This window comes from Alienimonas chondri, from assembly GCF_013036045.1.
GTDB classification, from domain to species: domain Bacteria; phylum Planctomycetota; class Planctomycetia; order Planctomycetales; family Planctomycetaceae; genus Alienimonas; species Alienimonas chondri.
Genome location: NZ_WTPX01000054.1, coordinates 1 through 22,173 on the forward strand (window position 1 = coordinate 1; position 22,173 = coordinate 22,173).

The following is a 22,173-nucleotide window of genomic DNA, read 5'->3' on the forward strand; positions in this document are numbered from 1 at the left end:
GTTTAGGGGGACTCCGCCGTTGCCGGAACGGCAGTCGCCGACGCATCGGCGTTCGGGGCGGCGAACTCGTCCAGCCGCCGCCGGGCGGTCTCCGCCGCGTCGGTGAACGGGAACCGGGCGATCGTCTCCCGCCACAGCCGGACGGCCGCCAGTGGGTCGCCGGCCCGCAGCAGATCGGCGGCTCGCACGAGCCCGTCCGCGGCCCGCGTCGGATCGGTCGAATCCGCGACGGGCGCCCACAGGAACGCCGCGGTCGCTTCGTCGTTTCGCCCCGCCACCTGGCTCGCGATGCCGAGGGTGAACAGCGGCCCGGTCCGCAGCGGTTCGGGCAGCGAGTCGATTCGTCGGCGGGCGGCGTCCAACTCCGACGCGGTCGCCTGCCCGTCCAAAACCTTCGCCCGCCAACGCTGGAGCCGGGCCAGCTCCGCGATTTGCGGGGAGGCGGACCGACTGAGCCGTTGCAGGCTCTCCACCGCCGCCGGGCGACGGGCGGGCGAACCAACCAGCACGCCGGCGCCCAGCAGCCGCTCCGCGTCGTCGATCCCGTTCATCCACCGATTCGCCGCGGCGAGGTTCGCGGCCCGCGGCGGTCGGTCGTCCCAAGGAACCGGCATCAGACCCAGCCGGTCGGTCGCCGTGGGGTCGCTGCGATGCAGGGCGAGGAAGTGCGACCCCGCAGCGGGGCGATCCGCGGCGGCGAGATCGGCCGTGACCAGCGCCGCGAGCAGGTCGCGTCGCACCCACTCCCGCGGTTCTTCGGCGAGCGCCGCGGCGAGGCGCTCCCGGGCCAGCGGCACGTCGCGGTTCGCCCAGGCCCGCAAACCGGCGAGGTGCGACGGCAGCCGCGGGGTGACGATCGTCACCACGTCTTCGGCGGGGAACTCCAACAGCGCCCCGGTCGGCGCCCGCAGCGAGAGCAGGGAGGCGTCGTAGCTCACCACTTCCCCGACCACATCGCGGCGGCCGCCGTCGTCGGTCCGCACGGTGACCACGTCTTCGGCCTGCGAACCGGCGCCATGCATCGCGATCGCGAGCGCCGCGACGAGGGCAGTTCGTGGGAGGCTCATCGCATGTCCCGCACGTCGCGGTACTGGTAGCCGCCGTCGTGCTCGGAGGCGAGCCGGGTGATCTCGTTGTCGCGGATCGTGTCGCGTCCCTGCCCGAAGCGAACGCAGTGGATTCGCGTGTCGTGTTTGTTCAGCCGCCGCAGGGCGCTGAAATCGCCGGCGGTCAGCCCCTTCTTCCCGTCCGTGAGGAAGAAGATCGCGTCCGGCTTCAAGGCGAGCGCCGCTTCGAGCGCCGTGAGCGGCTGGGTGCCGCCACCGGGGACGACCGAGCTGACGAACTGGTTCGCGAGCGTCTTATTGAATCCGGTGGCGTAGTAGAAGCCGTCCTCCATCCGGGCCCGTTCCGTCATCGGCTTGACGCTGTCGTTGAAGAACAGGATCTGGAATCGCTGCTTCGGGCCGAGCGTCGCCAGGCTGGCGAGCACCTCCCGCTTGGCGATCGCGAACTCTCTGGAAGCGTCCATGCTGCCGCTGCGATCGACGACGTAGACGAACGTCTCCGCCTCCGCCCGCAGGCCGAAAAATTCCGTGACGCCGCGTTTGCCCGCGGCGCCCAGCGCGCCGGGGTCGGCGACCGGACCGGCGGGGGCGTCGATGGCGCCGCCGGGAGGGGCCATCGGACCGGTCACGGAACCGACGCCGGGGCCGATCGTGGGCGGGCCGTCGTCAGCCGGTTGGGCGTCGCGATTCGCTTCTGCGGCGTCGGTCGCGTCGCCGGTGGAGAGCGCGTCGGCGGTCGGTTGCGGGGGCGCTTCCGCGGCTTCGGCGGGCGTGGGGGAGGCGGCGTCGTTCGGGCTGTCCGCGGTTCCCTCGGCGGGCCGCAGGCGAATGCCGACCTCGCGGAAGCCCTCGGCGGCTTCGCCGTCCGTGTTCGACCCGGCGCAGCTGCGCAATTGCGTGGCGACCAGCGCCAGCAGAGCCGCATGCAACGCGAGGCTCGTCAGCCAACCGGGCAGCAGACCGCCGCGTTCGCGGGACGGGCGGGCCGGGAGGGTGAGGTCGGGGGAGGTCATTCGACCGAATCCCCGTCGGCGTTCTGGGCGGCGTCCCCGTCGGCGTTCTCCCCGTCCTCTGCGGAGCGAACGGCTTTCGGCAGTCCGGCGGTGCGGGCTCGGACGACGGCGGCCTCGGTCAGGTCTTCGACTTCGATGCCGTCCGGCGGGGCGAACTCGAAGGCGTCCGGGGGCAGGGCGCCGTTGATGACGATGCCGGACAGATCCAGCGTGAGCGTCGGCACCCGCGGGCCGTTCTCGTCCTGCGTCCAGTAGCGGATGCGATGCGGGACGAGGGTGTCGACGTCGAGATAGACCGTCACGCCGGTCGGGGGCAGCGGGCCGGGCGTTTCGCCCCGCTCAAGGCGATCTTTTCGTTTCTGAGCAAAGACGACGAGGGCGCCGGTCGTCCAGCGGCCGGTCAGCACGACATAGGGGCGATCGGCGATGGTCTCCTTCTGCGGCGGATCCCAAAGCATTGCGGTCCGCAGCGACGCCAGCGTGCCGGTCAGGCCGCCGCAGGCCAGATCGCCCGCCAGTCCGGCCCCGGAGGGGCGGGACGCCGCCTCGGTCCGAACCGTGCGCACGTTTCGGCGGGTGACGGCGACGCTGTCGGCGAACGCGAACCGCGTGTACATGATCGCGCCGTCGCAGACCTGAAGCAGCGCCGGTCCGCCGCCGAGCTGGTTGGAGGTCGGCGCGAGCTCCATGCGAATCCGGCCGCCGCTGGCGAGCAGCAATCGACCCTCGCCGGCGAATCGCTGGCCGCCCACCATCGCGGTCTGTTTCAACGCGGCGGACAGAGACTGCACCGTGCCCAACCGCACGCGCGCCTCGTCCAGATAGCGCGTCGCGGACTCTGATGAGGCGTCTGCAGCCGGGGCGGCCGGGCCTTCGGGGGGCGGGGCCTCGACGGTCGGGTTCGGGGCCGAAGGGTTCGCGCCCGCGGGGTCTTGGGCCAACCCGCACAGCGGTGCATAGAAGAGGAGAACCGCGGCGGCGATCGGTCGCGGAATCATGCGGGGGGCGTCCTGGGCGAGGGTCCGACTGGACCGTTTTGACGGATCGCGACACTCGGACCGAAGATCGCGGCGCTAGCGGTCCGATTCCTCCGGTGCGGTCCGCGCTGATGCACGGGTCGCGTCGGCAGTCTACGGCGTGCCGGCGGAATCGGTCGAGACGGTTTGAACGAACGCCCCGTTGACGGGGCTTCCAGACGACCTCGCGTCCCCGCCGTTCGCCCCGATCGCCACGCCCCGGGCAAGCCCGCCCGCGGGGACACACGACGCTCGCTCCCCGGTCGTTCCGGGAGGCGTTCGGAGAGATTTTCGCATTCACCCGTCGGCGGGCACTGACGCACCGTCCAAAACTACCCTCGGAGGGGTTCCCATGAGACTTTACCTGTTCGGATTGGCCACCTGCGTGGTCGTCTGCGTGGGCTGTTCGGTGAAAGGGACGCCCGGCGCCGCGACGAGCGAATATGTCGCTCCGCCGGCGTCGATGCTCCAGCACCCCGGCCCGATGATCGACGGCCCCGGACCCGGGGTTCTGCCCCCCATGGCCGGACCGATCCAGCAAACCGCGGGGCACTGCCCGGCGAATTGCCCGCCCGGCTACGGCGGCGGCGCCGCGATGGGCGGATACGGCCTTGGCGGCGGCGGTTCCGCGGCCCCCGGCGGTCTGCCGGGCGCCCCGGCGACCACGCAGGTCACCTTCGTCAACCCCCCGGGCATGACGATCGGCTGGCAGAGCGGCGCCGTGTACGCTGAGGATCAGCTCGTCGCCCCGGCGAAGTACAACTTCCCGCAGGCCGCCGTCTACCGGCTCAAACTGAGCGACATCCCCGGCCGTCCCGGTCTGAACCTGTACCCGACCCTGCAGTTGTTCCCGGCTCAGCCGGAGACCGCCGCGTACCTGTCCCACGTGCCCGTGCCGGTCGAAGTGACCGCCGAGGATCTGGACAACGTCCGCAGCAACAACTTCGTCACCAAGGTCGTCTACCTGCCGGATGCGGAATACCAGGATCTGGCCATCGTCGGCGTCGAGACGCTCGTCTCCACCCGCCTCGATCCGGGTCAGGATCCGGTCGCCCTGGCCGAACAACGCGGCACGCTGCTGGCGGTGTTCCGCATGGGCGGCATCGACCTTGAGATGCCCGGTCGTCCGCTGCCCGGCTCCGGCGTGAGCCCGGTCAGCTACGAAGGCGAAGGCGGCGTCGAGCAGGTCGACTACAGCTACCAGGGCGAGCTGGGCGAGTTCGCCCCGCCGATCCCCATCGCCACCACCGGGACCGGCCCGATCGGCGTGCCCGCCCCGCAGATCGTCGCCGAAACCGGCGTCGGCTACCCCGGACCGGGAATGGCCGCCACGCTGCCGGTGCACGGGATTCCCAACGTCGGCACCCCCATCGGCCTGCCCGGCCCGCCCCACCTGCCGTACGGCGGCCCGGCGAGCCTGCAGAGCCACACGATGCGGAACCTCACCAAGACCCGTCTGCCCCGGCCGGTCGAGCACAGCTTGACCGACGTGAAGCACAACCCGGGTCTGAGCCTGCCGGCTCCGGTGGCTTACACCTACTACGAAGAGAACCACCCGCACTACGGCGCCGGCGAGGTGAAGTACCCCGGGCAGATGGTCGCCCCCGGCACGCCGATGCCCCCCGGCCCCCACGGCAACGGCTTCAACGTCGGGCCGTACTCCGCCGGCGGCGCCGGCTTCCCGGGCGGCGGATCGATGGTCGATCCGGGTTGCCCGAACGGCGCCTGCCCCGTCGGACAGTGCCGCTGCAAGTGAGGCGGCGGTGGAGATGAGGAAGGCCGGTTCGACGTGAACTCGACCTTATAAAGTCGGCGGCCCGCACCGCCGGCCCGCGAGCCGGGCGTCCCTCACGGGGCGTCCGGCTTGCGGCAGTGAGTCAGTCGGAAGTCGGCTGAAGTCGAACCGAGAGTCGGGCGGAGACAGCGGGCGGCTGCCGGGAGTCCGGCGAGAGTCCCTCGCGTGTCTCGCCCCGTCAGTCACCGCCCGAACCGGCCGGATCAGTCCATGCCCCGCCCCCACGCCGCGGCCCTGCTGTCCCTCGTCGCGACGCTCTGCGTCGCTTGGGGGATGCCGTCTGCGCATGGGCAGAGTTTGCGGCGTCCCGGCGCCGGCACGCCTCTTCCTCCGCTGGCGGATTCGCCGATGGGCGCCGTCGGCGCCCGGGGCGTGCTGCTCGATCCCAGCCGCCGCGGGTTCCAGACGATCAACGTCTCCGCGGCCGGCGGCGGCGCGGTGGAGGTCTACGGCACCCCGTACGCCCCGCCCATCCCCATCGGCGGCGATGAGGCGGCTCCCGAGGGCGAGGCCGGCGGCTCCCTGGCGCGGATCTGCGTCGGGCGAACCTATCGCATGCGGATCACGGACGTCCCGGATCTGCCAGAGGGAACGGTCTTGTTTCCCTCGATCGAATTGGTCGATCGTCTGCATCCGCCCGACGGGCTGGCCAGCGCGTTCCCGCTGCCGGTCAGCATCACGCCGGAGGAGGCCCGCCTCGCCGCGGCCGGCGCTTTGATCACGAAGGTGATCTACTTGGAAGACCCGGACCTCGCCCCCGTGACGATGTTCCGCGGCCCGTTGCGGCGCACCGATCTGCCGCCCAACGCCGACCCGCTCGCCGAGGGCGACGCCCGCGGCCGGGTCATCGCGGTGGTGCGGCTCGGCGGTCGGACGCCGGATCTGCGTCGCCCGGAGCCGGCGTTCTACGGCACCGGCGGTCCGGTCTTTCCCGCCGCCCCCGCGGACGTGAATCTTCCCCCGCTGCCGCCCGTCACCGACGCCGTCACGCAGGTCTCCGCGGTCGAACCGGCCGCCGGCGATCTCCTCGGCCGCTTGGTCGATTGCCCGCTCGAAGCGTGTCCCGAGGGGCACGCGACGCTGGACGCCTGCCCGCCGGCTCTCGCCTGTCCCCCCGCGCTCGATTGCCCGCCGGCCTACGCGCCGCCGGTGCATTGTCCGCCGGGCGGGGTGCGGTACGGATCGCTGCCGCCGGTCGGCGGTGCGGTGTTGGACTGGCGGACGCCCGGACCCTATTGCCCGCCGGAAGTCCGGCCGAAAGACGAATACCTGTGCGACGGCGGCGATCGCTTCCGTCCGGCCGGCGTGACGGACGAACTCGGCGGTCTCGGCGGGCTGGATCCCGAGGATGCGGTCGTTCGCTTCCGCGGCTCCGACGGCGAACTGCTGGTTCAGCCGACGAACCGCGTCTGCATCTACGCTCCCCGCTTCGCGGAAGTTCGCACGGTCTTCGGCACCGTCGCGGATACCCGTTATCTCGGCCCCGCGGACCTCGCCCGCACGGATCGCAGCAGCGTGGGGATCATTGATATTCCGACCGGCACCGTTCGTCAGGACGTGCGGCCGGACTCCGCCCGCGTCCGCAGTCGGGTCTCCGGCCTGACGGTCGACCAGCCCTGGAGCGGCCTCTCCGACGTGCTCCGCCGTCAGCAGAACGTGCGGTACGTCGAGACGCTGCGGGTTCTCACGAACGAGCAGGCCAACATGCGCGTCGGCCTGACCTCCGCCGAACTCGCGGAGCGTGAGGACGCCGCGGCCGTCTGGACGCGGGCCGACAACCCGGTGACCTTCTTCGTCGGTAGCGCCGCGACCATGGCGATCAACACGATTCAGCCGCAGGTGATCGTGGGCGTCGAGGACAAGCGGAAGCCCGGTCTGCTGTGCGTGCGGAAGTTCGCCGACAAGGCCTTCGCCACGACCGGCGACGTGGTGACCTTCACCATCACCGTCGAGAACCGCGGCCAGAAGCCGCTCTCGGAAATCACGATCCTCGACAACCTCACCCCGCGGTTGGACTACGTCGAGGGCAGCGGCGAGGCGACGCTCCCCGGCCAGTTGCAGGTCACCCCCAACGGGGAGGGCAGCGGGATCGTTCGCTTCGTCCTCGACGGGGAGCTGGAGGGCGGCCAAAAAGGCAAGCTCACCTTCCAGACCCGCGTGCGGTAGATCCTCGGCGAGCGGCGGGGCGTCAGCCCCCCGTGCGTTCGCTCCCCGCTTCGCCCCCCCGCTTCGCCGTCGCCCGGCAGGCGGCAGGGCCGGGGATGCGGCAAGAGGTGCGGCGAGGCGACGGATTGCGGTAAGCTTCTGTCGGAGTTCCGCCATGCCCGATCTCGCCGATACCCCCACCACCGCATTTTCCCCGGCGATGCCGGTCCGGGGGAGCGTCCCCGGCAACGCGGAATCCGCCCAGCCGTCGCCGGAGGGATGGGACGCGCCGACGACGTTTTCGCTCTATCGACACGGCGAAGTCACGGTGATCGGCTGGGACGGCGCCGAGGAGATCGACGCCGACCCGGAGGCCTTCCTGCGAGAAGCCGCCGACGTGGTCGCCGGCGCCGACGCGAAGGCTCTCGCGATCGACCTGACGGGACTCGAACGCTATCCCCCCGGCATGCTGGGCGGCCTGCCTTCGCTGGTGCGGCGGGACGTGCGCGTCCTGCTGTTCAACCCGACCGAGGATGTCCGCGGGATCTTGGAAGCGTCCCGCCTCGATCAGCTCCTCGGCGTCCACACGGCCGACCTCGAGGACTGAACCCCGGCGGGCGATGCCGCGGGCGGACCAGTGAGGCTGCGAAGGGACTGGCGATGCAGTGGACGGACGACCCCGCCGAGATCGGACTGGACGCGACGCGCTGGGCCCGCGTTCGTCCCCTGGTGAACGCCCTCTGCGGCGACGCGGCGGCGTCGATCTGCGTCGGTTCCGGCGGGATGGGACTGCGCCCGCTGGCGAGCGGATCGATCAGGCCGAACGGACCGCCGGCCACGCCGGAGACGCGGTTCGCCGTCGCCTCGCTGACGAAGCCGCTGGTCGCCACGCTGGCCCTCGCCGCGGTCGAGCGGGGCGAACTCTCGTTGGGCGATCGCGTCTGCGATCACCTCCCGGCCTTCGTCGGCGGCCAGAAACGCCGGGTGCGGGTTCTGCATCTTCTCAGCCATACCTCCGGCCTGCCGGACCTGTTGGCCGACGACCGCGAGCTTCGGCTGAGCGAGACGCCCCTGGACGGGTTTCTCGAAAGAGCGATTCAGGCGCCGCTCGCCTTTGAGCCGGGTCGGGCCTGTCGATACAGCAGCCTCGGGTTCGCCGTGCTGTGGTCCGTCCTCACCGGCGACGACCCCGCCCGAGCCGGCCGTTTGCTTTCGGAACGCGTCTTCGAGCCGCTTCAGATGACGGCCGCCTCGCTGGGAGCCGCTGAACCCGGGGGCGATGCGACCGTCGGAGCCGTCGCGGAGGTGCGCAACCCGGCGCTTCGGCTGGTGTTGTTGGAGGATCGCATTCCGATTTGGAACAGCGCCTACTGGCGCGCGCTCGGAGCGCCGTGGGGCGGGGCGATCTCGACGGCGGCGGACCTCGGCCGATTCTGCGCGGCGTGGGCGACGGGCGGCGGTCCGATCCTCAGTTCCGCCGCGGTGCGGACGGGGACGACGAATGCGCTTCGCTCGATGCGTCACGTGCCGGAGGAGGACCGTCGCTGCCGCCCGTGGGGCTTGGGTTGGCGTGGCATCTGGCCGGCCCACGCCGCGTATTTCGGCGACCTGCTCCCGGCCGCCGCGTACGGTCACTGGGGGGCAACGGGCTGCGTAATGTGGGTGAACCCAACGGAGGGGACGTGGGCGGTAATCTTGACCGCGCTCCCTCAGGAACCCGACGGCGGGATCTGCGGCCGGCTGTCGAACGCGATTGTTGCGTCGTTCGTGGCGGATTGAGCCCGACCACGGTTTGCCCTCGGGAGAGCCGCTTGCGGTTTGCCGTCCCGGCGAATAGATTTCCCCCTCCCCGACGAACCTCCGGCTTCGGTCGAGTGTCGGAAGGGAACAAGTGCCCGCCCGGGTGGCGGAATTGGCAGACGCGCTGGCTTCAGGTGCCAGTGGGGGCAACCCCGTGGAGGTTCGAGTCCTCTCCCGGGCACTTGACGTAACTTCGTCTGAACACGCGACTTGCGGTACTCGCCCATGTGGGGCGACGCGGCCATGACGGGCGACGCCCGGGGTAGTGACTACCCCGGACCGCCCCGCAAAGGTCCGCACGATGTCCGTCACGCGCAAGCGTCGCACCCCCGCGCTCGTTCACCACACGCCGACCGGGAAGGCCCGAGTCCGCATCGGCGGACGGGACTTCTGCCTCGGCAGTTCCGGCTCCCCCGAGGCTGAGGCGGCGTACCATCGCCTGCTCGCCGACTGGCGGGAGACCGGCGTGGTCCCGCCGACGACCAATGCGGCGAAGGCGTCGCCGGACCCGGATGGCGTGACGGTCGCCGAGGTGATCCTCGCGTTCTGGCGTCACGCCGTGGCGTTCTACGTCACCCCAGACGGCGAGCCCGCCGCCGAGCAGCACAACTACAAGTCCGCCCTACGGATCCTGCGGAAGGTCGCCGGCCCGACGTCTGCGGCCGAGTTCGGCCCGAAGCGGTTGCTGACCGTGCACGCGGCGATGGTCGAGGCCGGCTGGACGCGGAAGTCGGGGAACCGCTCGCAAGAGCCTGGTATTGGCTTTCGTACTACGGGTATAGCGAATGAGGCATGAGCGAGCCGCGGCGGGCCTACCCCGGCGACGTCACGGATCCAGAGTGGGAGTTCCTTGCACCCTAGCTGACGCTGATGCGGGAGCATCCCCTGGGGAGGCGGTTCGACGCCGTCCGTTACGTGTTCAAAACCGGCTGCCCCTGGCGTTACCTGCCGCGGGATTTCCCGCCGGGGAGGGGGTTTACCAGCAGGCCAGACGCTGGCAGGCGGCCGGGGGGGCGAGGAGATCGCCCACGACCTGTGGATCGTCGAACGACTGCTGAAAGAGCGGCTGGCGGAGACGCTGGCCGGCGACCACTGGCTCGCCTCTGCCGGCATTCTGCCCGGGCGGATCCTTCGTGATTGTTTTTAACAGGCTCAAAATGCTGCCTGCTTTGCGAAGGCAACGCCATCGGCTCCCACCGGAGTAGACCGGGGCCTCGGAAAGAGACGCCGTCCATGACGGAAACGTCATCCTCTTATCCTCTTATCGTCTTATCATCCGGCTTGCAGCTGGTTCGCATCTGGGCCGGAGGCGAGGCGGATTCATCGCTTAGGGATCGATAGAAGAAGCGGTTCTTGGGCAAGGAGAACGACCGCTCGCGCGAGGGAGAAGGCGGCCGAAGCGCTGTGTGATTTGCTGTCATATCTCGCCGACTTCGAGGATAGATTACATTCTGGAATTGAAAAGGTGGTCTGCGGGGGTCTTGTTATAGGCTCCCCGTCGCTGGGAGAACGGCAGATTATTACGTCGGGCGTGGACCTTAAGTTTGGAAATTGCGAGAGGCCCGTCTCGCCCCGCTTCGCCGCTATCGTCAAAGGCCGCCAGCGCTGCGTGGAATTTCCGCAGGTCTATGTCTTCGCCGGGCCGCCGCCCATGAGGACGGCGACGGCGGCAGCCTCGTGGATTTGAGCCGTCGTGACGCCGGCTTTGAACGATGCGTGAACGTGGGCGTCGATGCAGCGTTCGCACCGCACCGCCGTCGCGATTCTCAAAGCGATAATTCTTTTCCGCCGCAGGTCCAAGGCGTCGCCGTCGAAGGCAGCGCCGTGCAATATCCGAAAGCCGTTCAACAGGTTCGGAAAAGCCTCCCGGGCCGGGGCCATGGCGGATTGGCTCAGCGGATCGTAGTCCGAGGCGACCATCATATTTATTTTCTGAATCTGCCGGTGCGAACGTGCATGAACCACGACGCGATCGCGGGATAAAGGTGAAAGGGGGTTTGGTAACGGTTGCGGGGATCGACAGACTGTGCGATTCCCGCCAGCGGCCACGCGGTTCCGCTTACCGCCGTGCGGGTTCGCACGCCTCAGACAGCGCCACCGTGAATCAGCCGAACGATCCGCCGACCCCGCGGGAGGTGAGCCAGCCGGGAGCGAGTTGTCCGGTGCTGGCGTCGCACAGAGACTCGGGTCCGATGCAGAACCGAGAGGCGGACGGGAAGCCCGCGAGGGCTGATCCGGCGGAGCGGCTGCGGGCAGTGCTGGACGCGGCCGTCGACGGCATCCTGACGATCGAAGAGACCGGACGGATCGAGTCGGTGAACGCCGCCGCCGCCCGGATATTCGGATACGGCGTGGACGAGTTGCCCGGGCAGAACGTCTCAGTGCTGATGCCCAGTCCGTTTCGGGAGGAGCACGACGGCTATTTGGAGAGCTACCTCGCCACCGGCGAGGCGAAAATTATCGGCGTCGGCCGCGACGTCGAAGGATTGAGAAAGGACGGCACGACCTTCCCGATGAACCTCGCCGTCGGCGAGGTCCGGTTGCCGGCCCGGCGGCTGTTCACCGGCATCGTGCGGGATCTCACCGTCCAGCGGGCGGCCGAGGACGCCGTCGCGGAGCGGGACCGTCAGATCCGCTTCATGGTCGAACACCTGCCCGCCGGCGCCGTGTACGCGGACCGGCGGACCGGGGCGGTCCTGTGCAACGCGGCGGTCGAGCGGATGACCGGGCGTTCACGGGCCGAACTGTCGACGCTCGACGCCTGGTTCTCGCTGCTGCACGGCCGCGCGGCCGACGCGGTCCAGAGGAGCTACGAATTCGACGTCGGTCCGGATGAGATGCAGGTTCGCACCGAGGAGATCGTCCACGCGGACGGCTCGCCTCGCACCGTGGAGACCGCCCGCTATCGGTACGACCACCACGAAGTTTGGTTTGTCCGGGACGTGACGGAGGAGCGCCGGGCGGCGGAGGCGGTCCGTCGGGAGCGAGACTTCTCCCGCGTTCTCCTCGACACGACGCAGGCGTGCGTGACGGTCGTGGGACCGGACGCACATATCGTCCGCTGCAACGCCGCGGCGGAGCGGCTTAGGGGCGAGCGGCCGGGGGCGCTGAACGGGCGAAGTTGGGGGGACGCATTCGCCCGCGGCCGCGGGGGGCCCGCGGCGTCGGTCCTCGGCGGCGGCCGCGTGGAGGCGGCGTTGTGTTCGATGACGACGCGATCCGGCGAACACCGGGAGATGCTGTGGTGGGGCGGTCTTCTCGGCGAAGCCGGTCCGCAGGGCGGCGCCGCGGTCCTGATCGGCAGCGACGTGACCGAATTGCGTCGAGCCCAGGATCGCGCCCTGCGATCAGAGCGGCTTGCGGCGATCGGCGAGACCGTCGCGGGGCTCGCCCACGAAGGTCGCAACGCCCTCCAACGGGCACGGGCCGGGCTGGATGTCGTCGCTCTGGATGTGCCGGAGAATCGGCTCCCGACATTGGGGAAGGTCGCCGCCGCGTTGACGGACCTGACGCGTCTCTACGAAGAAGTTCGCGAATACGCGGCGCCCGTGCGGTTGGAGACCGGGCCGCTCGATCTCCGCGAAGTGTGGCGACGTGCGTGGCGGTCCGCGGTCGAGGGTGAAAACGCGGTCGACAGCGTTCGGCTGGAGGACGGGGGGGCCGCCGGGGTTTCCCTGGTCGGGGACCGGCTTCGTCTGGAGCAGGTGTTCCGCAACCTCTTCGAGAATGCGATCGCCGTCAGCCCCCCGGGCGGTGCGGTGAAGGTCGACACGGAGTCATCCGCGGACTCCGTCGCCGTACGGGTGACGGACGAAGGGCCCGGTCTGACGGAGGAGCAGCGGACGCGGGCCTTCGAAGCGTTCTTCACGACGAAGCAGCGGGGCGCCGGGCTGGGACTGGCGATCTCCTCTCGACTGAGCGAGGCGCACGGCGGCGCTCTTCACGCGGGACGGGCGCCGGGCGGCGGAGCGGCGTTTACGCTGACGTTGCCGCTCCCGGCGTCTGACTGACCGCGGATTCGTCGGCCGACCACCGGCGGCGTGCGGAACCGCACGGTTCGGGTGCGAGAGAGACCTGGAGTGCGCCCGGTCCGCACGCGGCGGCGCTTGGCGGGAGGGAAATTGACCGCGGAACGGCTCTTGCGTCGACGACTTGGGGTTTCCGGCCGCACGGCCATTCACTCCGAGGACTCCTCCGATGCCCACCGCCGCCGACTCCGTTCATGACCTCCTCCGCCCGCACCCCGGGGCGCCGCGGGTTCTGCTGCCCACCGATTTCGCCGAGGACTCCGCGGAGGCGGCCTGGCTGGCCCTGCGGCTGCCGTATCGGGAGGCGCCGGAAGTCACGGTGATGCACGTCGTGACCGCCCCCACGCAGCCGACCAGCGTCGGGTTGTTCGCGGCCTGGCCGGACATCATGGCCAAGCTGCACGCCGACGCCGCGGCGAGCGTGGCCGACGCCGCCGAGCCGTTCCGCCCGATGGCGAAGTTCGTACGCACCCAAGTCCGCCGCGGGGCGGTGTCCGACCAGATCCTCGCGGAGGCGGCCTCCTCCCACAGCGAACTGATCGTGATGGGGGCGAAGGGACAGTCGGCCGTCGAGAGAGTCCTGCTGGGCTCGGTTTCCGACACCGTCGCCACCCACGCGGGCTGCTCGGCGCTCGTCGTGCGTCCGACAGGTCTTCGCGACGGGGCCGGGGCGGCAACCAATGTGACGGACACGCATCCTCTGCGGGCGCTCGTCGCCGTGGACGAAACCGATCAGGCGCTGCGGGCCGTCCGCGAATTGGCGTCCTACAAGTGGGGTCGCGGCGCCGAGATCACGCTGTTGCACGTCATGGAGATGTACGTCGCGATGTCGAAGGCGATGCACGAGATCGACGCCGAAATGCTCCAGGAGTTGAAGGACGCCCGCATCGCGGATCTCGAACGGCTCGCCGAACCCCTGCGGGAGACCGGGGCCAGCGTGACCGTCGACGTGCGAACCGGCGAGCGGGCCGGCGCGGAGATCGTTCGTCGGGCGAAAACGTGTCGGGCGGACGTCGTTGCGGTCGGCGATCGCGGCCGGCCGTCGACCTTCGGCGTGCATCTCGGCAGCGTCTCGCGCCACGTCCTTCGGCACTTCGGGGGCAGCGTCTGGATCTGCCGCGGCCGGCGGGCGTAACGGCGCCGCCGATGCTTCTCCCGCACCTTCGCATCCCCCAGAACCTTTCCCTGAAAGAACGGTCTGATGTCGCCCTCGCCTCGCCCCAACCGCGTCCTGAGCGTCGGCGCCGGGTTCGCTGGTCTGGCGTCCGCCGCCCGTCTGACGCAGTCCGGCGTTCCCGTGACCATCTTGGAGTCGTCCGCGAAACTCGGCCGCGCCGCCTCCTCTCAGAATCAAGGCTGGCTGCACAGCGAAGCCGCGTTCGCCAAGGACAGCGTCCCGTGGGCGGCCGCGTGTCTGGATTCACTGCGGCGCACGGTCCACTTCCGCCCGGAATGCATTGAGGATCCGCCCGCCGACGGACAGATCGCGAACCGCATGGTGTACCTCGCCGCCCATCTGGAGACGGACCTGACATCGACGGTCGAGGCTTGGGAACGGGCGGGGCTGGGGGCCCGACGCCTTACTATGGACGACGGACGATGTGCGACGGCAACTGTCGGACGTGCGGCCCGACATCGTTCACCACCCCCACGCCCTGCCGGACCGGTCGTTTCGGCCGGCTGTGCTGCGCAAACTGGCGGACGAGGCCGTCTTCCATGGGGCGGAGTTGCGGTCGAGCACGCCGGTCCTGAAGCTGATTTTTGAAGGCGACGTCGTCCGCGGCGTCGAGTTAGTAGACCGTCGTCATCCGTTTGCGGTCGGAGTCGAAGGGCGCCTCCGCGATCCGCGGGTAGCAGCGTTCGAGTGCCACCTTGCCGAGACCGTTCCGTGCGGCGGCGAACACGAAGGCGGCCTCGGTCGGTTCCCCGACCGCGTTCGGTCCGCCGTCGGCCCCGGAGGCCGGTTCCGCGTCGTTCCGCCGGTTCCGCGTCGTTTCAGAGGGCCGCGGCTGCGAGCAGCAGGGGGAACGGCGGTCCCTTCACGGCGTCGGCGGGCGCATTGGCGGGGAGATCGACCCGTTGGCCGCCGGTCTCCAGCGCGGTGACCGTTATCCGGTTCTGCGTGAGGGTGCCGGCCGCCTCGATCAGCTCGTCGGGGCCGTACTCCGCCTGCCGCCGCGCGACCTCGTCCCGCGTGAGGCCGGCGGAAGAGTCGGCCCCCAGTTCCGCGGCCATCTCGCGGGCCGGTCTCGCGTGCGGCGGGGCGTCTGGATGCCACGGCTGAGTTGAGGTCGGCGGCGAATGCGTGGCTAACACGGCGGCGGCGGGAGGCGCGGCGATACGGTCGGCGGGCGACCCGCCGCCGTCCCGGGTAGCATTCCCGGCGCCGAAACCGATTCGTCCACGTTCCGCACGCCCTCGGGCCGATGGCCGCCGACCCCGTTCTGTCGCTGTTGATCGTCGAGGACGACGCCGACTTTCGTGCCCTGTGCGAGGAGTTCATGGTCCGCCGTGGCCACCGCGTGACCGCGGCGGCGAATGGGGGCGAGGGGCTGGACGCTTGCCGCCGGACGGACTTCGACGTCGTCCTGCTGGACCTGAACATGCCCGGGCTCACCGGGCTGGAAGTGCTCGACCGACTGGCTGAGGTACAGCCCGGCGTGGAGGTCGTCGTGCTGACGGGACAGGGCACCATCGACTCGGCCGTGCAGGCGATGAAGCTGGGGGCCGCGGACTACCTGACCAAGCCGTTTCCGCTGCCGGAGCTGGAAGCCCGCTGCCGGATCGCGGCCGATCGGCGACGACTTCGTCGCGACAACGTGCGGCTTCGCACGCTGCTGAGCCGTGACCGCGCGAAGGTGACGATGATCGGCGCCTCGCCCGCGATGCGGCAGGTGACGGCGCTAATCGGCCGGGTCGCTCCGACCGACCACACCGTGCTGATCTCCGGCGAGAGCGGCGCCGGCAAGGAGGTCGCGGCGAAAGCGATCCACGAACGTAGCCGCCGGGCCGACCGGCCGATGGTCACCGTGAACTGCGCGGCCCTGCCGGAGCAGTTGGTCGAGAGCGAGTTGTTCGGGCACGAGAAGGGGGCGTTCACCGGCGCGACGGAGGAACAGCCCGGATTATTCGAGGTCGCCGACGGCGGCACCCTGTTCATCGACGAACTCGGCGAACTCCCGCCGGCTCTTCAGCCGAAGCTGCTCCGCGTCCTTGAAGATGGGTCGCTCCGCCGAGTGGGGTCCTCTCGAGAGCGACGGGTCGACGTGCGGGTCGTCGCCGCCACGAACCGGGATCTGGCCGCGGAGGTCGCGGCCGGTCAGTTTCGCGAGGACCTGTATTACCGAGTGAACGTGCTGTCGGTCGATCTGCCGCCGCTCCGCGAGCGGGGGGACGATCGGTGGGCCTTCGTGGAGATGAAGCTCGCGGGAAAAGCGAAATTGGATCCGGACGCCCGAGAGGCGATCGGTACCTACCCCTGGCCCGGAAATGTCAGACAGTTGCTCAACGCCCTCGACCGGGCGTTGATTCTCGCCGACGACGGCGTGATCACGCCGGACGACCTCCCGCCGGACGTCTGCCGAACCGCGACGCCGCGGGACCGGTCGTCCGAGCGTGAGAGCGATCCGCCGCCCGCAGCCCGCCGACCGCCCGCGACGACGCTCGCGGACCGCGAACGGGAATCCGTGGAAGCTGCGTTGCGGAAGACGGACGGGAACAAGGCCGAGGCGGCTCGACTGCTCGGCGTGCACCGTCGGAAGATGTACCGGCTGATCGAACGGCATGGCCTCGGGGTGAAACCGATCGCCGACGACGAATCGGACGCGGATGCGGACGACGCTCAGGAGACCGCGTAGACGAGTCCGAAGCCCGCCGCGGCGAGCAGCACGACGGCGGCGGCGTCTGGTTCGCCCCACCCGACGCGGGTCTCTCGGCGGCCCGGCAGGCCGAGGGTCGCGGCGGCGGTGGTCGTGGTCACGGAGGCGGTCACCGCGTGCTCCGGGCCGCAAGCGCCCGCCGAGTCGGTCCGCGGAGCGCGAGCGCCACGTCGCAACCGAATACGACGAGCGACAGCCCGGCGAGCGGAAGGAGCGTGATCGCCAAGGGCGAACCGGCATGGATGTTGGTGTATGGAATCGTTCCCTCCCGACGACCGCGCAACTGCGATGCCCGACCCTCACGACACAGCTCGCGTCTCCGCTGAAACGCAAAGGCCGCCGCGGTTCCCGATCGCCGGCCGCTATCTCCGCGATGCGGTCTACGGGGCGACGGACGGGACGGTGACGACCTTCGCGGTCGTCTCCGGCGTGGAGGGGGCCGGGCTGGAGCCGCGGATCGTGCTGATCCTCGGCGTGGCGAATCTTGTCGGCGACGGGTTCAGCATGGCCGCGGGGAACTACCTCGGCACGAAGGCGGACCGACAGCGGACCGATCTCGCCTCAGCTGACTGCGTACCCAGCGACGCGTCGCCGAACCCGCTGACCGCCGCGGCGGTGACGTTCGCCACCTTTGCGGTCGCCGGGGCCGTGCCGCTGCTGCCGTATGCGGTCGGCGGGGGCGACGGGGGCGTCGGGGGATCGACCGCGGGCGTCAGCGCCGGGCTGACGGCTGCGACGTTCTTCGGAATCGGCGCCGCCAAGGCGTGGATCGTTCGCACCCGTTGGTGGCAGTCCGGATTCGAGTCGCTGGCGATCGGCGGGGCGGCCGCGGCCCTCGCCTATCTCTGCGGGCGTCTCCTCGCGGATCTCGCCTGATCGAGTCCGGCTGCGTGAGGTCGCGTGCGAATCCCGTCCAGCGTGTGCGGTACCGCACGTCGGGCGGGCGGCAGAGCACATCGCCGGCGCCTCACGACGGGGAACGCGGCGACGGCACGGGGTCTGCGAGGGGGAAATGCATCGTCGATCTGTTTCACCTCGCCAATCTGCACCAATGACCACTCTGACCGCCCCGGCTCCGCAAGTCGCCGTCGAAGCCCCGAGCCGCGTGCTGATGGCGACGGACCTCTCCCGTCCGGCGAAGCGGGCTGCCCGGTACTTGGCCCGGCTGCCGTTCCCGTCGCCGCCCGCCGTTCGGCTGACGAAATCGGTCGAGCTGCCGCCCGGATCGCTGTCGTTTTGCCTCGGCGACGAGTGGCCGCCGCTGATGGCAAGCTGCCGCGACGCCGCCGACGCGGCCGTCGCCGAGGAGGCGACGGTCTTCGCGGACCTGACGCAGCACGTCAGCACGAGCGTTCTGCACGGGTCGACCGCCGAAGAACTGCTGGCGGAGGCCGGGCGGTTCCGGGCGGACCTCGTCGTCGTCGGCGCCGTCGGCCACAATGCCGTCGAACGGGCGCTGCTCGGCTCGACTTCGGACCGCCTCGCCACGCACGCGGCCTGCCCGGTCTTGGTGGTCCGGGGGACCGCGGATCCGGACGCGACGGTCGATGAACTGGACGCGACCGGCGGCGACGCCGGCGCCCCAGATCGTCCGCCGCGGCTGCTGATCGGGTGCGACGGATCGGCGGGAGGAACCGACGCCGCCTACGCCCTCGCCGGCTTCGATTGGCCGGAAGGAACTCGCGTCACGCTGTTGTCGCTCACGCTGCCGGACCCGCCGGAGTGGGCGTTCGCGGATTCCTCGGGCGCCGTTTCGGCGGAGAAGTACGCGGCGATGTGCCAAGCCGTGCGGGATCGGTGCGAAGGCGCGGTCCAGGCTGCATCGACGCCGTTCCGCGAACGCGGGTACGACGTCCGCACGGAGGTCGCCGAAACCGACCACGTCGGCGAGGCATTGTGCGATCGGGCCGCCGCGGAGGACGCGGACCTGCTCGTCGTGGCGGACCGCGGCCGCAACCTGTGGAGTCGGTTCCTCGTCGGCAGCACGTCGCGGTTTGTCCTCCGGCACAGCGCCCGGCCGGTCTGGCTGCACCGCAGCGGTCGCGGCTGAACCACGGCCCTCGCCTCATTCACGATCCCACCGAACGCGATTCGTCATGCAACTCACCGTTTACAGCGCCAAGCCGTTCGACCGGGAGTTTTTCGCCCGGGAGAACGAGGCGTTCGGCCACGACCTGACGTTCCTCGAACCGCGGCTGACCGCCGAGACCGCGCCGCTGGCCGCCGGCGCCGGAGCGGTCTGTCCGTTCGTGAACGACTCGGTCGATGCCGCAGCCTTGGAGGTTCTCGCCGAAGTCGGGACGAAGCTGATCGCCCTGCGGAGCGCCGGGTTCAACCACGTCGATCTCGCTGCCGCCGACCGGCTGGGACTGACGGTCGTGCGGGTGCCGGCCTATTCCCCGCACGCGGTCGCGGAGCACACGATCGCGCTAATCCTGTCGCTGAACCGCAAAATCCCCAGAGCGAGGGACCGGATCCGAGAGGGTAACTTCGCGCTGGACGGTCTGATGGGATTCGACCTGCACGGCAAGACCGCCGGGGTGATCGGGACCGGGAAGATCGGCGCGGTCGTCGCCCGCATCCTGCTGGGATTCGGCTGCCATGTGCTCGCCGCCGACACGGAGCCGGACAAGGCGCTTCTTGCGGAGGACGTGGAATACGTCGCAGCGGACGAACTGGCGTCACGGTCGGACCTCGTCACGCTGCACTGCCCGCTGACGCCGGACACCCGCCACCTGGTCGACGCCGCGTTCCTCGATCGGATGAAGCCCGGAGCGATGTTGATCAACACCAGCCGTGGGGCTCTGATCGACACGCGGGCGGTGATCGACGCGCTCAAGACCCGCCGGTTGGGTTCGCTGGGAATCGACGTCTACGAGGAGGAGGCGGACCTGTTCTTCGAGGATCATTCCAGCGACCCGTTGACGGACGACGTCTTCGCCCGTTTGCTGACGTTCCCGAACGTATTGGTCACCGGCCATCAGGCCTTCTTCACCCGCGAGGCCGTGACCGCCATCGCCCGCACCACGCTGCAGAACGTGACGGATTTCGAGCGAACCGGCCGATGCTCCAACGCCGTGCGACGGAACTGATACGGTCGTTCGCGGCGGAGAAGCGGTGGGGGGTGGGGTTCCCGCAATCGGAAGACCACGATGCAGTGCCCTGACGGCCGCCCCCCCGTCCGCCCCGAGTCGATCCGCCCCGTCGTCGAATCCTTCAAGGCGTTGGCGGACGAGCAGTGGATCCGGCTGTTGCTCCGGCATCGGGAGGCGAAGGCCCATGTCACCGCCTTCTCCCAGGCCCGTGAGATGTCGCGGGCTTCTACGTCGAAGCGCCGGTCGGTGATGCGGCGGGTCGGTCTCGTGGAGGTCGCCTGCCGAGGTACCCAGGCGGCGTACCGCGTTCATAATGAGTCCGTCTTCGAGATACGCTGACTCCTCTGCGACGGCGTGGACCGACACCTCCGCAAGCGGCATCCCCTGCTGGACGACCGATGATCGAAGCCGCGCCATGGGTTCTCTCCGGCGCGATCGTCGGGGCGTTGCTCGGCATGACCGGAGGCGGCGGCTCGCTGCTGGCGGTCCCGCTGCTGGTCTACGTTCACGCGCTCTCTCCGCAGGCGGCGGTCGGCATGTCGCTGGCGACAGTCGGCGCCACGGCGGCCTGGGGGGCGGTGCGGCGCTGGCGGGAGGGGTTGCTGGACTTGCGCATCGGCCTGATCGTCTCAGTCGCCGGGATGCTCGGGGCGCCGGCGGGGGCGTGGGTCGCGGGGCAGCTCTCGCCAAACGTGCTGCTCGCCGCCTTCGCCGGCCTGATGCTCCTCGCGGCGGCTCGCATGGGTTGGACCGCCCGCCCCGATTCCGGACACGAAGCACAGGCGTTTCACCCTGCTCCGCAGTCCGCCTGTCGAACGGGAGACTCCGGCCGGCTGGCGCTCACATCACGGTGCGCGGCCGTGCTGGCGGCGGCGGGGCTGTTCGTCGGCGTGCTGTCGGGCCTGTTCGGCGTGGGCGGCGGCTTCGTGATCGTGCCCGCTCTCGTCCTGCTGGCCGGGATGGAGATCCGACGGGCGGTCGCCACCTCGCTTCTGGTCGTGGCGCTGGTCGGGTTGTCCGGCTTTCTCTCGCACCAGATCGGCGGCGAGCGGCTGCCGCTGGGACCGCTTGGCCTGTTTACGGCAGGCGGCGTCGTTGGCTTGGAAATCGGCTCACGGATCGCTCGCCGGCTACCGGCACACCGATTGCAACAGCTGTTTGCCGGCGTGATCGTCCTAGCCGCCGCCGCGATGCTCTGGGAGGCGGTCCCCTCCTGAGGGCCCGCCGCCTTCGTTGAGCTTCCGTTCCCTTCCTGAAAGTCTTCCTGCAAGACCTCATGAATGTCGGCGACGACGTCACGGAGGAGACGCTGAAGCGGGCCGAGGAGATGGGCTTCGAGTGCGATCAGCCGGAGCTGAAGGACATGGTCAAGAACTACGCGCAGGGTCTGCCGGTCAAGGGCGGCGACTGGACCGCCGACCCGCCCCGCTCCCCCGCGAGCCGGAGGCTTTGCCCGCGGCGTCGAAGTTTCGGCGTCGACGCGGGGCGCGCACTATCCTCAACCGCCGGTCGTGACGCCGCCCGCGTCGACCGTCCCGCGGCCACCTTCGCCAAGGCTCAGTCCTGTGCCGGAAACTTCGCGGGAGCGCGTCGCCTCCGCGCCGCCGGCGTCGTGTCGGCCCCCGACGCCGGCGGGGCTTGCACGTTGATTCCCGCTTAGAGCGACGCCCTCCGCGTCAGTTCATAAACGGGATGTAGGCGTAGCCGTCGGTCTGCAGGTTGATATTCACCGTGGCGGCGGACACCGCGATCGTGACCTCCGGGGCGACCTCGTCCGTCGCGAACCCGTGGTGGGCCAGCGCTTGGCCGCAGACGTAGATTTCGACTCCCTCCTTCTTGAGTTTCCGAATCAGATCGAGGTTAGGGTTGGACGAATCGCCCTGGGCTTGGGCGTAGGGCTTGGAGTGTTTCACGTACGCCTCGTCCCGGAGCGCTGCCTTCGTCGCCGGGCCGTGAAGGATGAGGGCCATTTTAAACCCGTCGTCGGTTCCCGCCCCGGCCTGCGTGTATTGGTTGAGGATCAGCCCCGCTCTATCGAACCCTTTAATGACGCCGCCCGACTTGGCGTCGGAGGTGATGTCGAGCAACACCTTGGAATCTTTCTCGGGCTGCTGAGCGGCGTTGGGCAGCACGACGATCCCGCCGTGCCCCTCGATCACGGGATATTGAAACTCGGGCGTGCCGGTCGGGTCGGCGACGAGCAGCGCCGCCACAAGGGCCGGGGCGCCGAGGGCCATGAAGGTCTTCATTCGTGTGCTCCTGAATGGAAGGTCGGGCCGAAGTTGGGGTGAACGCGCTTGGTTCAGGCGACGGCCCGAGAGCGACATGGACTTCTA

23 protein-coding genes, 1 tRNA gene and 1 pseudogene are annotated in these 22,173 nt (G+C 70.1%); 16 read left to right on the plus strand and 9 right to left on the minus strand.

The window, feature by feature from the left end; all coding sequences use genetic code 11:
• Positions 1 to 2 precede the first annotated feature (2 nt).
• The 3 genes from LzC2_RS09865 to LzC2_RS09875 are packed head-to-tail and all read right to left on the minus strand — an operon-like array spanning position 3 to position 3,078.
• Positions 3 to 1,067, minus strand: a complete 1,065-nt coding sequence (locus LzC2_RS09865; RefSeq protein ID WP_171186372.1) for a tetratricopeptide repeat protein — start codon at positions 1,065 to 1,067, stop codon at positions 3 to 5.
• Positions 1,064 to 2,080: a vWA domain-containing protein gene (locus LzC2_RS09870; protein WP_171186374.1), complete on the minus strand. Its 1,017-nt coding sequence runs from the start codon at positions 2,078 to 2,080 to the stop codon at positions 1,064 to 1,066. Before LzC2_RS09870 ends, LzC2_RS09865 begins: the two co-directional genes overlap by 4 nt.
• Positions 2,077 to 3,078 (minus strand): LolA family protein, encoded by a 1,002-nt coding sequence (locus LzC2_RS09875; protein WP_171186376.1) that lies wholly within the window; start codon positions 3,076 to 3,078, stop codon positions 2,077 to 2,079. The genes LzC2_RS09870 and LzC2_RS09875 overlap by 4 nt, the downstream gene beginning before the upstream one ends.
• Before the next feature lie 370 nt (positions 3,079 to 3,448).
• Between LzC2_RS09875 and LzC2_RS09880 the strand changes: the two genes are divergently transcribed.
• The 6 genes from LzC2_RS09880 (at position 3,449) to LzC2_RS09905 (ending at position 9,632) form a co-directional block, all read left to right on the plus strand.
• Positions 3,449 to 4,852, plus strand: coding sequence for a hypothetical protein (locus tag LzC2_RS09880; protein ID WP_174977610.1), 1,404 nt, complete (start codon positions 3,449 to 3,451; stop codon positions 4,850 to 4,852).
• A gap of 249 nt (positions 4,853 to 5,101) precedes the next feature.
• The gene (locus tag LzC2_RS09885) at positions 5,102 to 7,057 is read left to right on the plus strand and encodes a DUF11 domain-containing protein (RefSeq protein WP_171186378.1); all 1,956 of its coding nucleotides are present in this window, start codon (positions 5,102 to 5,104) and stop codon (positions 7,055 to 7,057) included.
• Positions 7,058 to 7,211: 154 nt separating this feature from the next.
• A complete protein-coding gene (locus LzC2_RS09890) occupies positions 7,212 to 7,643 on the plus strand; it encodes an STAS domain-containing protein (protein ID WP_171186380.1) in 432 nt (143 codons plus the stop codon).
• Positions 7,644 to 7,696: 53 nt separating this feature from the next.
• Positions 7,697 to 8,815, plus strand: coding sequence for a serine hydrolase domain-containing protein (locus LzC2_RS09895; RefSeq protein ID WP_171186382.1), 1,119 nt, complete (start codon positions 7,697 to 7,699; stop codon positions 8,813 to 8,815).
• Positions 8,816 to 8,933: 118 nt separating this feature from the next.
• Positions 8,934 to 9,017: transfer RNA gene (locus LzC2_RS09900), tRNA-Leu, on the plus strand.
• A gap of 120 nt (positions 9,018 to 9,137) precedes the next feature.
• Positions 9,138 to 9,632, plus strand: a complete 495-nt coding sequence (locus LzC2_RS09905) for a hypothetical protein (RefSeq protein ID WP_171186383.1) — start codon at positions 9,138 to 9,140, stop codon at positions 9,630 to 9,632.
• Between the two features lie 180 nt (positions 9,633 to 9,812).
• On the opposite strand, the gene LzC2_RS09910 is transcribed toward LzC2_RS09905, so the two are convergent.
• Together LzC2_RS09910 and LzC2_RS09915 are read right to left on the minus strand one after the other, a co-directional pair.
• Positions 9,813 to 10,085 (minus strand): hypothetical protein, encoded by a 273-nt coding sequence (locus LzC2_RS09910; protein WP_171186385.1) that lies wholly within the window; start codon positions 10,083 to 10,085, stop codon positions 9,813 to 9,815.
• Positions 10,086 to 10,462: 377 nt separating this feature from the next.
• Positions 10,463 to 10,801: a carboxymuconolactone decarboxylase family protein gene (locus LzC2_RS09915; protein WP_206678646.1), complete on the minus strand. Its 339-nt coding sequence runs from the start codon at positions 10,799 to 10,801 to the stop codon at positions 10,463 to 10,465.
• 134 nt (positions 10,802 to 10,935) lie between these two features.
• Here LzC2_RS09915 and LzC2_RS22825 point away from each other — a divergent pair, with 134 nt between their 5' ends.
• From LzC2_RS22825 to LzC2_RS23020, 3 genes are all read left to right on the plus strand, one after another.
• Positions 10,936 to 12,846 carry a PAS domain S-box protein gene (locus LzC2_RS22825; RefSeq protein ID WP_171186387.1) on the plus strand — a complete coding sequence of 637 codons (1,911 nt, stop codon included), beginning with the start codon at positions 10,936 to 10,938 and terminating at the stop codon, positions 12,844 to 12,846.
• A gap of 187 nt (positions 12,847 to 13,033) precedes the next feature.
• Positions 13,034 to 13,999 (plus strand): universal stress protein, encoded by a 966-nt coding sequence (locus LzC2_RS09925; RefSeq protein WP_171186390.1) that lies wholly within the window; start codon positions 13,034 to 13,036, stop codon positions 13,997 to 13,999.
• A 66-nt stretch (positions 14,000 to 14,065) separates the two neighbouring features.
• Complete coding sequence (locus tag LzC2_RS23020) at positions 14,066 to 14,629, plus strand: FAD-dependent oxidoreductase (protein ID WP_171186392.1); 564 nt, start codon at positions 14,066 to 14,068, stop codon at positions 14,627 to 14,629.
• A 25-nt stretch (positions 14,630 to 14,654) separates the two neighbouring features.
• Here LzC2_RS23020 and LzC2_RS22250 read toward each other — a convergent pair.
• Both LzC2_RS22250 and LzC2_RS09940 read right to left on the minus strand, forming a co-directional pair.
• Positions 14,655 to 14,828, minus strand: a pseudogene (locus tag LzC2_RS22250) (hypothetical protein); the annotation flags it as partial.
• A gap of 31 nt (positions 14,829 to 14,859) precedes the next feature.
• Positions 14,860 to 15,180, minus strand: a complete 321-nt coding sequence (locus tag LzC2_RS09940; RefSeq protein ID WP_171186396.1) for a cation-transporting P-type ATPase — start codon at positions 15,178 to 15,180, stop codon at positions 14,860 to 14,862.
• Between the two features lie 110 nt (positions 15,181 to 15,290).
• On the opposite strand from LzC2_RS09940, the gene LzC2_RS09945 reads away from it, so the two are divergent.
• Entirely contained in the window at positions 15,291 to 16,721 is a 1,431-nt protein-coding gene (locus LzC2_RS09945; RefSeq protein WP_171186398.1) for a sigma-54-dependent transcriptional regulator, read from the plus strand.
• Here the strand turns inward: LzC2_RS09945 and LzC2_RS09950 are convergent.
• Positions 16,706 to 16,855: a hypothetical protein gene (locus LzC2_RS09950; protein ID WP_171186400.1), complete on the minus strand. Its 150-nt coding sequence runs from the start codon at positions 16,853 to 16,855 to the stop codon at positions 16,706 to 16,708. The genes LzC2_RS09945 and LzC2_RS09950 overlap by 16 nt on opposite strands.
• 175 nt (positions 16,856 to 17,030) lie before the next feature.
• Between LzC2_RS09950 and LzC2_RS09955 the strand changes: the two genes are divergently transcribed.
• The 6 genes from LzC2_RS09955 to LzC2_RS09980 all read left to right on the plus strand — a co-directional run bounded on the left by LzC2_RS09955 (position 17,031) and on the right by LzC2_RS09980 (position 21,497).
• On the plus strand, positions 17,031 to 17,618 hold the full coding sequence (locus tag LzC2_RS09955; RefSeq protein ID WP_171186402.1) for a VIT1/CCC1 transporter family protein: 588 nt from the start codon (positions 17,031 to 17,033) through the stop codon (positions 17,616 to 17,618).
• Positions 17,619 to 17,793: 175 nt separating this feature from the next.
• Complete coding sequence (locus LzC2_RS09960) at positions 17,794 to 18,792, plus strand: universal stress protein (RefSeq protein WP_171186404.1); 999 nt, start codon at positions 17,794 to 17,796, stop codon at positions 18,790 to 18,792.
• 46 nt (positions 18,793 to 18,838) lie between these two features.
• Positions 18,839 to 19,834 (plus strand): 2-hydroxyacid dehydrogenase, encoded by a 996-nt coding sequence (locus LzC2_RS09965; protein WP_171186406.1) that lies wholly within the window; start codon positions 18,839 to 18,841, stop codon positions 19,832 to 19,834.
• 60 nt (positions 19,835 to 19,894) lie between these two features.
• Entirely contained in the window at positions 19,895 to 20,176 is a 282-nt protein-coding gene (locus LzC2_RS09970) for a helix-turn-helix transcriptional regulator (protein WP_171186408.1), read from the plus strand.
• Between the two features lie 59 nt (positions 20,177 to 20,235).
• Positions 20,236 to 21,054: a sulfite exporter TauE/SafE family protein gene (locus LzC2_RS09975; protein ID WP_171186410.1), complete on the plus strand. Its 819-nt coding sequence runs from the start codon at positions 20,236 to 20,238 to the stop codon at positions 21,052 to 21,054.
• A gap of 59 nt (positions 21,055 to 21,113) precedes the next feature.
• Positions 21,114 to 21,497: a hypothetical protein gene (locus tag LzC2_RS09980; RefSeq protein ID WP_171186412.1), complete on the plus strand. Its 384-nt coding sequence runs from the start codon at positions 21,114 to 21,116 to the stop codon at positions 21,495 to 21,497.
• 16 nt (positions 21,498 to 21,513) lie between these two features.
• On the opposite strand, the gene LzC2_RS09985 is transcribed toward LzC2_RS09980, so the two are convergent.
• The gene (locus LzC2_RS09985; protein ID WP_171186414.1) at positions 21,514 to 22,086 is read right to left on the minus strand and encodes a DsrE family protein; all 573 of its coding nucleotides are present in this window, start codon (positions 22,084 to 22,086) and stop codon (positions 21,514 to 21,516) included.
• Positions 22,087 to 22,173 lie beyond the last annotated feature (87 nt).